Source organism: Tatumella terrea, assembly GCF_039523755.1.
Lineage (GTDB): Bacteria > Pseudomonadota > Gammaproteobacteria > Enterobacterales > Enterobacteriaceae > Tatumella > Tatumella terrea.
On sequence record NZ_BAAAFX010000006.1, the window covers coordinates 226,261 to 239,644 of the forward strand.

13 protein-coding genes are annotated in these 13,384 nt (G+C 54.3%); 7 read left to right on the forward strand and 6 right to left on the reverse strand.

Going from position 1 to position 13,384, the window contains the following annotated elements:
• Positions 1 to 101 precede the first annotated feature (101 nt).
• From astA to spy, 5 genes are all read left to right on the forward strand, one after another.
• A complete protein-coding gene (astA, locus tag ABD035_RS04080; protein WP_343867908.1) occupies positions 102 to 1,133 on the forward strand; it encodes an arginine N-succinyltransferase in 1,032 nt (343 codons plus the stop codon).
• On the forward strand, positions 1,130 to 2,581 hold the full coding sequence (gene astD, locus ABD035_RS04085) for a succinylglutamate-semialdehyde dehydrogenase (protein ID WP_343867910.1): 1,452 nt from the start codon (positions 1,130 to 1,132) through the stop codon (positions 2,579 to 2,581). The genes astA and astD overlap by 4 nt, the downstream gene beginning before the upstream one ends.
• Before the next feature lie 9 nt (positions 2,582 to 2,590).
• Positions 2,591 to 3,937, forward strand: a complete 1,347-nt coding sequence (gene astB / locus ABD035_RS04090; RefSeq protein WP_343867911.1) for an N-succinylarginine dihydrolase — start codon at positions 2,591 to 2,593, stop codon at positions 3,935 to 3,937.
• 12 nt (positions 3,938 to 3,949) lie between these two features.
• Positions 3,950 to 4,933 (forward strand): succinylglutamate desuccinylase, encoded by a 984-nt coding sequence (gene astE / locus ABD035_RS04095; protein ID WP_343867913.1) that lies wholly within the window; start codon positions 3,950 to 3,952, stop codon positions 4,931 to 4,933.
• A gap of 244 nt (positions 4,934 to 5,177) precedes the next feature.
• Entirely contained in the window at positions 5,178 to 5,651 is a 474-nt protein-coding gene (gene spy / locus ABD035_RS04100) for an ATP-independent periplasmic protein-refolding chaperone Spy (protein ID WP_343867915.1), read from the forward strand.
• A 247-nt stretch (positions 5,652 to 5,898) separates the two neighbouring features.
• Here spy and nadE read toward each other — a convergent pair whose 3' ends face one another.
• The gene (gene nadE / locus ABD035_RS04105) at positions 5,899 to 6,726 is read right to left on the reverse strand and encodes an ammonia-dependent NAD(+) synthetase (RefSeq protein WP_343867917.1); all 828 of its coding nucleotides are present in this window, start codon (positions 6,724 to 6,726) and stop codon (positions 5,899 to 5,901) included.
• A gap of 67 nt (positions 6,727 to 6,793) precedes the next feature.
• The gene (locus ABD035_RS04110) at positions 6,794 to 7,990 is read right to left on the reverse strand and encodes a multidrug effflux MFS transporter (RefSeq protein ID WP_343867919.1); all 1,197 of its coding nucleotides are present in this window, start codon (positions 7,988 to 7,990) and stop codon (positions 6,794 to 6,796) included.
• Positions 7,991 to 8,235: 245 nt separating this feature from the next.
• On the opposite strand from ABD035_RS04110, the gene osmE reads away from it, so the two are divergent.
• Positions 8,236 to 8,577, forward strand: coding sequence for an osmotically-inducible lipoprotein OsmE (gene osmE, locus ABD035_RS04115; RefSeq protein WP_343867921.1), 342 nt, complete (start codon positions 8,236 to 8,238; stop codon positions 8,575 to 8,577).
• Positions 8,578 to 9,057: 480 nt separating this feature from the next.
• On the opposite strand, the gene ABD035_RS04120 is transcribed toward osmE, so the two are convergent.
• From ABD035_RS04120 to hxpB, 3 genes are all read right to left on the reverse strand, one after another.
• Positions 9,058 to 9,456, reverse strand: coding sequence for a DUF6515 family protein (locus ABD035_RS04120; RefSeq protein WP_343867923.1), 399 nt, complete (start codon positions 9,454 to 9,456; stop codon positions 9,058 to 9,060).
• A gap of 169 nt (positions 9,457 to 9,625) precedes the next feature.
• Positions 9,626 to 10,210, reverse strand: a complete 585-nt coding sequence (locus ABD035_RS04125; protein WP_212712418.1) for a metal-dependent hydrolase — start codon at positions 10,208 to 10,210, stop codon at positions 9,626 to 9,628.
• Positions 10,211 to 10,789: 579 nt separating this feature from the next.
• Complete coding sequence (hxpB, locus tag ABD035_RS04130; RefSeq protein ID WP_212712419.1) at positions 10,790 to 11,473, reverse strand: hexitol phosphatase HxpB; 684 nt, start codon at positions 11,471 to 11,473, stop codon at positions 10,790 to 10,792.
• A gap of 169 nt (positions 11,474 to 11,642) precedes the next feature.
• Here hxpB and ABD035_RS04135 point away from each other — a divergent pair, with 169 nt between their 5' ends.
• Complete coding sequence (locus tag ABD035_RS04135) at positions 11,643 to 12,179, forward strand: YniB family protein (protein WP_212712420.1); 537 nt, start codon at positions 11,643 to 11,645, stop codon at positions 12,177 to 12,179.
• 10 nt (positions 12,180 to 12,189) lie between these two features.
• Here the strand turns inward: ABD035_RS04135 and ABD035_RS04140 are convergent, their stop codons facing one another.
• Positions 12,190 to 13,059 (reverse strand): fructosamine kinase family protein, encoded by an 870-nt coding sequence (locus ABD035_RS04140; protein ID WP_343867927.1) that lies wholly within the window; start codon positions 13,057 to 13,059, stop codon positions 12,190 to 12,192.
• Positions 13,060 to 13,384 lie beyond the last annotated feature (325 nt).

Here is a 13,384-nt window from a genome sequence, read left to right on the forward strand (position 1 = left end):
CCCGTCGGGTATCCGGACGGAAGCGGTCGTGCCCGGGTAGCCCATAACGGTAACTGCGCATCAGTGACTGATCTGTCCGGGCTGGCGGGGAGGGCAAACCGATGATGGTGATCCGTCCTGTCTGCCGTGCCGACCTGCCAGGTCTGATGCAGCTTGCTAAGAAAACCGGCGGGGGCCTGACATCCCTGCCTCAGGATGAGAAGACTCTGGCAGCGCGCATTGAGCGTTCTATAGAGACATGGCAGGGGGAACGTCCTCAGGCACAGCAGGGATACGTGTTTGTGCTGGAAGATACCACCGATGGTGCCATTGCCGGGATCAGTGCTATCGAAGTCGCCGTGGGTCTGGAAGAGCCCTGGTATAACTATCGTGTCGGTTCACTGGTACACGCTTCACGGCAACTGGATATTTATAATCCACTGGCGACATTGTCACTAAGCAATGACCATACCGGGGCCACCGAATTGTGTTCGCTGTTTCTGGACCCGGATTACCGGATGCATAAAAACGGTCAGTTACTGTCGAAATCCCGCTTTTTATTTATGGCCGGTTTTCCGGAGGTTTTTTCTCCGCGGGTGGTGGCCGAAATGCGCGGAGTGATCGATGACGCCGGTAATTCACCCTTCTGGGACAGTGTCGGCAGCCATTTCTTTTCGATGGATTTCAGCCGGGCAGACTTCCTCAGCGGTACCGGACATAAAGCCTTTATTGCCGAACTGATGCCAAAGCACCCGTTATATATCCATTATCTGAGCGAAGACGCCCGGGCGGTGATCGGTGAGGTGCATGTAAAGACCGCACCGGCCAGGGGATTGCTGGAAGCCGAAGGGTTCCGCTATCAGAACTATGTCGATATTTTTGATGGCGGCCCGACTCTGGAATGTGAATTAGCGGCGATCCGGGCTGTTAAACAGAGCCGGGTCATGACAACGGCCACAGGGATCCCTGACGACCACCATCCGCTCTGTCTGGTCGCCGGCATGGACTACCTCCGGTTCCGGGCCGTGCTGCTGCCGGTCGACCCGCAGGCCGGGACGGTGTTAATCCCGCCCGACTGCGCGGCCCGCTTACAGATAGCTGCCGGAGACCCGGTACGCGTTGTCTCTCTTAGCCCGCAAGGAACCTGTTTATGACATTACTGATCAATGGCCAGTGGCTGACCGGCCGCGGGAGCGCTCTGATAAAATATGATCCGGTCAGCGGCGAGGTGCTCTGGCAGGGGCACAGTGCGACAGAGGAGGAGGTTACTGCGGCCTGTCAGGCCGCCGGTGCGGCATTCGAGGCCTGGTCCGCACTGGAATTCAGCGATCGGCTGGCGGTGGTTAACCGTTTCGGAAAACAGCTGGAAGACCATCAGCCGGCGCTGACCGCCTGTATTGCCAGAGAAACCGGCAAACCCCGTCGTGAGGCCGCCAGTGAGGTGACCTCCATGATCAACAAAATCGCCATCTCGGTACAGTCCTGGCATCAGCGCACCGGCGATAGCGAAACACCGGGCAGCAGCCTGCATCACCGCCCGCATGGCGTGATGGCGGTATTTGGTCCTTACAATTTTCCGGGGCATCTGCCGAACGGACACATTATTCCTGCCCTGCTGGCGGGAAATACCGTGGTATTCAAGCCCAGTGAACTGACGCCTGCGACGGCCCAGCTGACACTGGAATGCTGGCAGAAGGCCGGTCTGCCCGCCGGGGTGATTAACCTTATACAGGGAGGCAAAGAGACCGGACAGGCATTGCTGGCTCAGCCCTCGCTGGCCGGAGTCCTTTTTACCGGCAGTGCGGCCACCGGTTATCATATCCATCGTCAGTTTGCGGGAAGGCCGGAGGTGATTCTGGCGCTGGAAATGGGCGGCAACAACGCCCTGATCGTCGAAGATCCTGCGGATATTGATGCAGCGGTCAATATTACACTTCAGTCCGCTTTTATCAGCGCCGGTCAGCGGTGCACCTGTGCCCGGCGCCTGCTGGTCAGACGTGGTCAGCAGGGGGACCGTTTTCTCACACGACTCTCGGAGGTGGCCGCAAAAATTGTCCCGGCCGCCTGGGATACGCTGCCGGAGCCCTTTATGGGCAGTGTTATCTCACCCGCCGCCGCCGGGCATATCTGGCAGCACTGGCAGCAGACAGAGCAGGCCGGCGGAGACGTGCTGCTCAGAATGCGCTGGCCGGATCCGGCCTCTGCACTGATTTATCCGGGCATCATTGATATCACCGGTCTGCCTGCGGCGGATGAGGAAATCTTCGGGCCGTTACTGCACGTTATCCGTTATGACGATTTTGAACAGGCGATCACTCTGGCGAATCAGAGCCGCTATGGCCTCTCCTGCGGGCTGATTTCTGCGGATCGCCGCCAGTTTTTATTGCTGCAAAAACGGGCGCGGGCAGGGATCGTTAACTGGAATAAACCGCTAACCGGTGCTGCGAGTAATGCACCTTTCGGCGGGATAGGGGCATCCGGTAATCACCGTCCCGGGGCCTTTTATGCCGCAGATTATTGTGCCTGGCCGATGGCTTCAATGGAAAGTCCGGAGTTAACACTGCCGGAAGAACTGCCCCCGGGCCTCGATTTTTCCCGTTAAGGATGCGCGATGAACAGAAATAGTCAGTCAACAGAGGCTAATTTTGACGGGCTGGTGGGGCCGACACACCATTATGCCGGGTTATCCTTCGGCAATGAGGCCTCGGCACGTCACCAGTATCAGCCGTCCAACCCGCTGAAAGCGGTACTGCAGGGGCTGGGGAAAATGAAAGCCCTTGCAGACCAGGGGTTTGTGCAGGGCGTGATCCCGCCACTGGCCCGGCCGGACCTGCGCCTGCTAAGGCAGCTGGGGTTTACCGGTAATGATGTTCAGATACTGCAGAAAGCCCGCCAACAGGCCCCGGAGCTGTTATCCGCCGCCTGCTCGGCCTCTTCTATGTGGGTTGCCAATGCCGCGACCGTATCGCCTTCGGCAGATACTGCTGATAACCGTGTCCATTTCACGGTAGCTAACCTGAATAATAAACTGCACCGGATGTCTGAAGCCCGCGGGACAGCCGCGGTACTGCGGGCACTGTTCGCCGATGAGCGTCGATTTATCATCCATGACGCCTTACCCCAGACTCCGGCGTTCGGCGATGAAGGCGCGGCGAACCATAACCGTCTGTATGGCGGTGCAGAGGGGCCGGGACTGGAGTTATTTGTCTACGGTTATGATGCCAGGCTACCCTCGGGCGGGCCGGTGCGCTACCCCGCCAGGCAAACCCGTCAGGCCAGTGAAGCCGTGGCGCGGCTGCATCAGCTGGATCCGCAAACAACCCTCTATGCACAACAGAACCCGGCGGTGATCGATCAGGGGGTGTTTCATAATGATGTGATTGCCGTGAGTCACCGCGAAGTGTTGTTCTGTCATGAACAGGCCTTCAGCGGTCAACAGGCCCTGTTTGATGCCATCCGCCAGCGTCTGCCTGAGTTTCATCCGCTGGTGGTGCCGGACGAGGCCGTGACGGTCAGTGATGCGGTTAACACCTATCTTTTTAACAGCCAGTTACTGGGCCGGCAGGATGGCAGTATGTCGCTGGTACTGCCACAGGAGGCCCGTGAGCATCCGGCGGTCTGGCAATATCTGCAACAGCTGCTGGCCGGGGATAACCCGATCACCGACTTACAGGTCTTCGACCTGCGCGAAAGTATGCGTAATGGTGGCGGACCGGCATGTCTGCGTTTACGGGTTACCCTGACAGAGGAAGAACGTCAGGCCGTTAACCCGGCCGTCATGATGAATGATGCGCTCTATACCCGGCTGACGGCGTGGGCAGGAAAATTCTACCGCGACCGGCTGACGACGGATGACCTGGCAGATCCGCAACTACTGACAGACAATTATCAGGCCCTGGATGAACTGACCGGGATACTGAATCTCGGGACGGTGTATGACTTCCAGCAATCACAGTGAGGATGAAAGCGAATGACCGATTATCTTCAGGGAATGTTAACCGGGCAACCGGCTCTGCCGCCGCAGGGAGAAAATGCAGTGCTTTTCTGGCGTGAAAAAGGCGAAGGGATTCTGGAACTGATCCCCCGTACGCCCCGCCAACCGGGGTCGCTGATCATTTCGGCCGGGATCCACGGTAACGAAACTGCGCCGATAGAGATCCTCAATCAACTGGTCACAGAAATATTACGCGGAGAATGCGTTGTTGCGCAGCGATTACTGGTGATCTTCGGTAATCCGGCGGCAATCCGTCAGGGCGTACGCTTTGTTGATTATGATATGAATCGCCTGTTTTCAGGCTATCGCGATAAGTTGCCGCCCTGTGATGAATCGCAGCGTGCAGCGCAGCTGGAGCAGGCGGTCAGTGAGTTTCGCGGCCAGGACCCGGCGCAGTCAGTCTGCTGGCATCTTGACTTGCATACGGCCATCCGCGGGTCACTCTACCCGAAGTTCGGGCTGTTACCGGCGAGTCCCCGGCCACGTAATGCATCGTTTACTGACTGGCTGGGGCGGGCAGGTCTGGAAGCGCTGGTTTTTCATCAGGCACCGGGCGGCACCTTCAGCCATTTCACCTGCCACACGCTGGCAGCGGAAAGCTGTACTCTGGAGCTGGGAAAGGCGCTACCGTTTGGCTGTAATGCTCTGGCGGATTTTAACTGCGCCCGGCAGGCATTACGGGCCAGGATCGGGGGTGACACAGAAACGCCAGCCACCCCGGATACCCCGCCACGCCATTTCCGGGTGGTCAGGCAGTTAACCCGCACCGGCGCGGATTTTCACCTGCATATGTCAGACACGACACCGAATTTTACATGGTTTCCGCCGGGGACGATACTGAGCGAGGAAGGGGGCCGGTCTGAGCGGGTATTGCATCCGGAGGGCGAGCGGGTGCTTTTCCCAAACCCCAGGGTCGCGTATGGTCAGCGGGCCGGGCTGATGCTGGAAGAAGAGTTGTAAACTGCCGCAATGTTTCGCCCGGAGGACGATTTGCCGGGCGGGACCTGACTTACCATACACTTTCTTATCACTCTGCTGCTATTTCCTCCTTTTTTCTCCATGATTGCGGAGTTTTGCACATTTTCGTTTTCAGTGATTTACGCAGTCTCTGAGTAATTGACGTTATCAGGCGTAAAGTGGTTTCCGACGACGACAATGTCAGCAGACATCGTCAGACAACTAAAACTATTAAGGATATGACTCTATGCGTAAACTCACTTCACTGTTCCTGGCAACATCTCTGGCCTTTGGTGCTGCCAGTGTGGTACACGCGCAGGCCGATAATTTAACGCCTCCGACGGCATCCCAGCACCGTCCGATGCATCCTCATGGACCGGACTTCTTTCATGGCATAAAACTGACTGATGCACAGAAACAACAGGTGCGTGACATCATGAAGCAGAGCCATCAGCAGATGAAACGTCCGTCGGTGGAACAACGTCGTGCAGCACATGAGATAGTAGCCTCAGACAGTTTTGATCAGGCAAAAGCAGAGACCGAAGCTGCCAGCCTGGCCGCAGGAGCTAAAGACCGTGCATTCCAGCGGTTGCAGACAGAAAATAAACTGTACAACGTTCTGACACCGGAACAGAAGAAACAATATAACGACGGTTTTGAGCGCCACCTGACCGAAAAGCATGATGCTAAAGGACAGGCGCCACAGGATACTGCCGGCTAACGCCTTTGCCTTCTGAATCCCCTGAGACCGCCCTGAGGGCTGACGGATCGGTGATCCCGTCAGCCATTATGGGCGGTTTTATTCTGAGATGACGCGGGGGTTCAGGCTGCCAGGTCACTCCCGGCAGAACCTGGTATCCCTATCGCCGATACCGGCAGGGTACAGGAAAGTGACAGAAGGTCCCGGCCGGAGATATAAAAAAAACCCCCTTCTGAGAAGGGGGTTTTTCATGTTATGCGTAAGGTGATTATTTTTTCCAGAAGTCGTCGAATACCGTAATTGGTGGCTGACGCTTGTGTTCAGTTTTCAGGTACCAGCCCTCGATGATTTTTGCCGGCTCAGGCGCGATGGTTTTACCTTCCAGATAAGCATCGATTAAAGCGTAGGTCACCCCCAGGGCTACCTCATCCTGCAGGCCCGGACGACCGTCTTCCAGGTCTGCCGTCGGATGCTTCAGGTAGAGATGCTCAGGGCAGCCGAGCTGTTTCAGAAGCTGTTTTCCCTGGCCTTTGTTCAGGCGGAAAATAGGGTTGATATCGGTACCGCCGTCACCGTATTTGGTGAAAAAGCCGGTAACCGCTTCGGCGGCATGGTCGGTGCCGACCACCACACCGCTGGTCATTCCGGCGATACTGTATTGTGCTTTCATTCGTTCGCGGGCCTTTTCATTCCCCTTCACAAAATCAGATAACACAATTCCCGCCTCTTTCAGCGCACGTTCGCTGGCCAGCACGGCTTCTTTAATGTTGACGGTCAGCGTCTGGTCCGGCTGGATAAAATTCAGGGCATCCTGACAGTCCTGTTCATCGGCCTGGTCACCGTAGGGCATACGTACAGCGATAAACCGGTAATCATTAACACCGGTTTCAGCACGCAGTTCTGAGATAGCCGTCTGGCAGAGTTTACCGGTCAGGGTGGAATCCTGACCCCCGCTGATGCCTAACACCAGACTTTTCAGCCCCGGATAGGTCTTCAGATAGGACTTGAGGAAATCCACACTGGTGCGTATTTCCTGCTGAACATCAATCACCGGTTTTACCCCCAGTGCACGGATAATCTCTTGTTGTAATGTCATACAGGACTCCTCGGTTCAGGGGCGGTCAGTGACCGCCGTGTCACAACATGCCTTCTGTGCGGTCTGTTTATTTTACCGCGGCAACAGGTTTTTTCGCCACAAAGGTAAACATCAGGATCGCCAGCATGAAACAGCCAAAAATCGTCGATGTCATACTGAGCACCGATGTCCCGCCCAGCCCTGTGACAGGAATACTCAGTGACCCCAGGGTGAACATCGTTACGCCGATCACCGCAGAAGCACTGCCCGCGCGGCGGCCCTGACTCTGCATCGCCAGAGAGGACGCCGTGGTGGAAATGACGGCATTGCTGGCAATGCTGAAGAACAGCGTGAACAGGATCACCGGTAACGGGGCATGCAGAATGCCGGCAATCAACAGACTAAGAGAGGCCACGAATGCCAGCATCAGTCCGCCTTTCAGCACCCGATACTCTCCCAGTCGGGGACTGAGACGGGCACTGGTTTGTGAAGCAATGATCAGGCCCAGACCATTCAGTGCAAAGCAGTGACTGAAGGTCTGGGGTGACATCCCGTAAATCTGTTGCAGTACAAACGGCGATGCACCGATGTAGGCAAACATACCTGCCATCATAAATCCCTGGGTGAGGCAGAAGCCCATAAACGGACGATGGGTAACCACCTGGCCCAGCGCGCCCCAGGCGGATAGCAGTGATCCCTGGCTGCGTTTTTCCGGGTGCAGTGTCTCATGAACATGTAACCGGCTGAGAGTGATCAGTAAAACCGCAATCCCGGACAGCACCAGGAAAATTCCGCGCCAGCTCATGATATTCATCAGTGCACCGCCAATGACCGGGGCCGCGATCGGCGCCAGACCATTGACCAGCATCAGCATGGCAAAAAAACGGGTCAGTTCATGACCACTGTACATATCCCGGGCGATGGCCCGGGATAATACCGCGCCACCGGCGCCACCCAGGCCCTGGAACAGGCGGGCAATCAGCAGCTGGTCCAGGCTCTGAGCCATGGAACAGGCGACGGAGGCCAGCAGCAGTAGCACTAATGACAATGCCAGCGGAACTGTTCGCCCGTACTTATCACTCATCGGGCCAAACAGCAGTTGTCCGAACCCGAGCCCCAGCAACCCTGCGGTCAGGCTAAGCTGCGCACTGGCGGTAGCAATATGCAGGCTGCCGGCAAGCTGCGGTAACGCCGGAAGATACAGGTCAATACATAAGGGGCCAAGTCCTGCCATCAGGCCAAGGATTAGCACAAAAGAGAAACGGTGCGGGAGGGCTTTGGACATTTTTCCTCTGAATCTATGGTGTTTCCGTTGAATAATATCATTATGAAAATTAACAGATTATATCTGTCATCGGCCTGAGGCGCGCTGGTTTACCGCGATGGGCTGTCCAAGAGAATATCGGTTTAAGACGTTTCAGTCCATGCTAACCATTTGTTTTATCGTTATTACCTATTACACTTAAAAGGCGTGAGTTGACCCGTTCATCAGATTTTTTATTGTGTATTACGATTACAGTGAGGTAAATAATGCATAAATTCACCGGACTTATCGCAGCAGGTGCTGCCATCGCCATTCTTTCCGGGTGTACGACTTATCATCAGGCAGAAAGCTATGTCACCAAACCTGTGGTAAAAGACGTTAAAAAAGGAATGACACGTGACCAGGTTCGCCATATCGGCGGTCAACCGGCTTCCGTGATCACCATGATCCATGCCCGCGGGACCTGTGATACCTACATCATTGGCCAAAGCGAAGGTAAACCGCTGACGTATTTTGTCAGCTATAACGACACCGGACATGTGATGAATTACGGCTTCCAGAGCTGCACCGAATACGACACCGATCCTCAGGCTCCGAAAACGAACTGATCTTTTGCAGAGATAAAACGGGCAGACATCATGGGGTGAAGCCTATCCGTGAAGTCGTACTTAAACTTCCGGGCAGCCCTGCAAAAATCCGCAATCTCACAAGGGTTGCGGATTTTTTGTATCCGCAGCCTCCTGCATGACTGGGTGGCGCTCTCAATGCCGGGCCATTAATAAAAACCTTACCTGTAAGGGAATTTCCACCGGAAATTAAAAGGGCATTAATTAATCTGAGAAGCGCTAAGCGCCTTCCCGGAAGGCACCGTAACAGTTAAACCGTTATTGCCCCCGGCTTATGCAGACAGAATGACGATGGAAAGAAACGAAGAATGGCCTGGCTGAGCAGTATAAAAAAAACCGTAATCATTAAGGGATGATTACGGTTTTTCACACAGCCAGGGGGAGTTTATCCCATCATGCCTGTCTCAACTGACGGGCAGTATAGCCCGATGACTGGCCTTTTATTGGCCTGATGCTTTTGGGTTACAAACCGTCAGGTCGCGGAACCTCGATATACTCACCGTCAATATTACGCTGATAATAATGGCCTGACTGCACGTAATAACGCTTACCATTATAATCCAGCGCCTGCAGTTGCTGCGGAGTACTCTGTGGCGGCGGGTTGACCACCACATAGTCATTCCCCTGACGCTGATAATAAATACCGTTGAGCAGATAGTAGGTGAGGCCGCCTATCAGGACTCCGGTCGCTAAATCCGGCAGAAAACCGCCACCACCCGGGCCGGGGCCACCCCGCCATCCGGGTCCGCCAAAACCAGGGCCAGGGCCACCGAAGCCCGGGCCGGGACCATGCGGGTAAGCCAGCGCGATACCCGGCATAATCAGGGTTAACGCCAGCAGAGATGGGATAACTTTTTTCATATTCTATCTCCGACAATAACTGATCAGATGATCTGTGCGGATGCCCGAAAACTCAAGCGCTACTGTCCGGATTTTGCCTTCCATTACACTATTTAACGCTTTCTTAACGGGCCTTCCGGTGCGGGCTGGCACTTTTTTACTTTACCTTCCCATTACCGCCGCACCGGGGTTAATGCAGTGACTGCGTCAGTTGTTTTTGCCAGTCGATAGCGGTCGAATAAATCTGCCTGCCGGTCGTGCTGACGACCTGTTTTGTCAGAGGACCCGGCAGTAATACTGCACCGGCGACCAATGTGATACAGAACCAGCGCTCCAGCAGATTACTCTTTTGCGGTTGCAACACCGGAAAGCGAAACCGCCAGCGGCAGGGCCATAGCAGAGGTACTCCGGCAGGCGTCAGCATATCGGCGACAATGTGGCTCAGATACCCCAGCACCATTCCCTGCATCACGTCGGCAGGCAGCCACATAGCCTCCGGTAACTTCAGGTGTAACAGCCATAACCCTGCCACGATAGCGATCAGGCTATGGGTAAATCCCCGGTGACCGAATGCACGGGATACCGGGACAGAAATCCAGCGTAAACGTCTGCCGAGCAGGGAGGAAGGGTGATCAATGTCCGGCAGCAGACACGTAAGTAATGTTGCCGGCAGTAAATGCCACCAGTCTGCGTGGGCAATAACGGGGGTCAGATCGCTGCGTTTTGCAATGATGGCGCTGGCAACAGCGAAAAGAATATGGCCTTCGGCCGTCATGAGATATCCTGCAACTTCCTGATTAACTGTCAATGTATACAGTATAGGGATTTATACAGCGAAAAGGTATATGTGACGCTGTAACAAATAATAAATGATATTGACACAGGCAAAGAAAACTCTCGTCCTCCCGGTGCATAGAGCAGGAAAAAGCCGCAGGCGCTCTGCGCCCTGGCTTAGCGGAAAGAAATTGAGTCAGGGAGCCGGCAGAAAATCCCTTAGCTCAGACATCGGTTGAGTCAGTGGCCTGAGTGGCGGAGATCGTATGAATGCGGGTAACTTCGTCCGGAGAGGCAGAAACACCCCCCGGATAGCCGTGCAGGGCGATATTGATACCCTCAGCCGGGCTGACCGCGAGGAGCAGAGGCTCTCTGCCGCGTGAAGAAATTGCTGCAAGGGAACCGGCAGAAAATCCGTTAGCTCAGACATCGGCTGAGTCAGTGGCCTGAGTAGCGGGAATTGTCTGAATGCGGGTAACTTCGTCCGGAGAGGCAGAAGCACCCCCGGATAGCCGTGCAGGGCGATATTGATACCCTCAGCCGGGCTGACTGCGGGGAGCAGAGGCTCCCCGCCGCGGGCTTAGCGGGAAGCGGGCAGATAGCCCAGCAGATCCGGCGTTAAATCATTCAGCGAGTCAAGACGGGCATGAGCCAGACTCCAGACCGGAAGATGAGCTTCTTCCGTGGCAGGAACGACCAGCGTGCGCATTCTGGCGGCTTTGGCAGCGATCATACCGTTCAGCGAGTCCTCCAGGGCGACACAATGTAACGGATCTGTCGCCAGCGCGGCGGCGGCATTCAGATACACCTGCGGATGGGGTTTACTGTAGGGAAGTTCGCCTGCGGAAGCGACCGCGTCGAAATAAGGCTGCAGAGAGAATAGTTCAAGCACGCTCTGAATTAAACTCAGCGGGGAGGCAGACGCGAGGCCGATTTTAAACCCACACTCCCGACACATTTCCAGAGCTTCGTGTACACCCGGCATCAGCGGGCGCTGCTGATCTATTTTCTCTGCCACCCTGGCGATAATCAGCCGTGTCATCTCTTCAGCATCCAGATGGCGGATATTACCTGCATCAAACCACAGCCTCACCACCTGGTCGATACGTAATCCGGTGGTTTCAGGTAAGGCGTCACGCAGGCTGATATCGATGCCTGCGCGTGAGAAGACATCCAGTTCAGCCTGATGCCAGAACGGTTCAGAGTTGATCAGCAATCCGTCCATATCAAATATTGCTGCTTTGACCGGGCGATGATAGGCCATAAAACCCTCCGTGAATGGTTAAAACTTTGCAAAAAAATAACCGGAGTATGAAAATACTGCGTCCGGTTGTATGAAATATCTTCTGAATAATGATTTTAGCTGTATAAAACAGGAAAAATAGCCGGGGCGCAGGTAGACTTGTATCACAAAACACGCTGCAGGAGAGAGCATGAATTACCAACAAACGGGCAGGATCGCCATCGGCAAAAAAGTTGCCGGCTGGCTGTTGTTTATCCCCGCGGTGATATCCACACTGGTATCACTCATGAACTATTTGTACATCCACAGTGATAATCAACCCGGCATTGATGCTGTATTGACTGATTTCATTCATGTCATGATCAACATGGTTAAGTTTAACACGCCGTTCCTGAACTTTTTATGGCAGAACTCACCGGTACCGGACTTCGGTACTCAGGCTGATGTCCTGTTCTGGATTATTTATATTGTGATCTTTGTCGGTCTGGCGTTACAGGCCTCGGGCGATCGTATGTGGCGACAGTCGCGCTTTATGAAAGAGAGCATCGATGACCAGCTCATTCTGGAACGCGCTAAAGACAGCGGGGGGCTGACCCGTGAGCAGCTGACCGAAAAGTTACAGACGAACAATCACTCCATTTTCAGGCAGTACTTCCAATTGTACATTCTGCCGGTGATTGTGATTGTTATCGGCTATTTTGCTCTGCGACTCACCGGCTTTTTCTGAATTCCCGCTCTCAACGATAATCGCGCAACAGGGTATCAATGACCTGTTGCGCTTCTTCCACCCAGTGTTCCCCGAATGCACAGGCACGATTCAGCAAATAGTACAGCCGGTATGCCGGCTGGCGGTCTGCATAGCCTGCCGGTAAGGGACTGATTTTCTCATAAGCCTGAATCAGCGGGGTGGTTAATACATTGTCCGGTTGCCACAGTGCCAGATCACATTCTCTGTCCCCCCAGTAACATGCCGGATTGAACAGCCAGGGCGAATTATGTGCTTCAGCACAATGCCCGGGCCAGAGATCCCCATGCAATAAGGACGGTGCGGGGTGGTGATTTTCCAGACACCGGGCGACACTGGCAATAATCTGTTCGGTATCGCCAAAGGTTAACTTTTTCTCAGCGGCTATTTGTAACTGCCAGCCGATACGTTGTTCCGGAAAGAAGGAGGACCAGCGGTTCTGCCAGTTATTGGGTTGTGGTGACAGTGTCACTGAATTATCAAAATCAAGACCAAACTTAGGTTGTTCACTCCATTGATGGAGTCTGGCAAGCTGCTCACCCAGTAACGCAGCAGAAGCTTTACTCAACGGTGCCGGGGGAAGATATTCAAGGATCAGAAAGCTATGATGCCGCGAGGTTCCGCTGCCATACACTGCCGGCACTCTGACACATCCGGTCCTGGCCAGCAAAGCCAGTTGGTCCGCTTCCTCGATAAAGCGGGGCAACATCCCACGATGATTGGATTTGATAAAATAGTGTTTATCGCCGCTCACCATCTGCCAGGACTGATTAACCTCACCCCCGTGGCATTGATGATAATGAGATATCCCAGCAAAATCGCTTTGCTGCTCTTCTAACAGTCGATGAATGGCTGACCACATAGTGTTGTCCTCAATTTCGCTGCGTGGTCAGATTGTAACCCGCATTTCGTCGAAGTTTCCAGCCGCGGGATCTCAACCCGGGATCTTTTTTCTGTCTGGCCGCAAACTTAGACTATCCACGATAGCGTTAAGTTTATTTACTGCCATTAACCTGGACGTTAGTAACGTCATCTTTTGATACATTCCGTCCGGCATTTTATGTGATTTTGCTTTCTATTTTTTTATTCACGTCTATCATTACCCGCTACTGTTCAGATCAATCTGAATCACGCTAAGGCCTGTCACTTTTTTTTGACAAGGAAAGCGAATACATGCTTTTTTACAA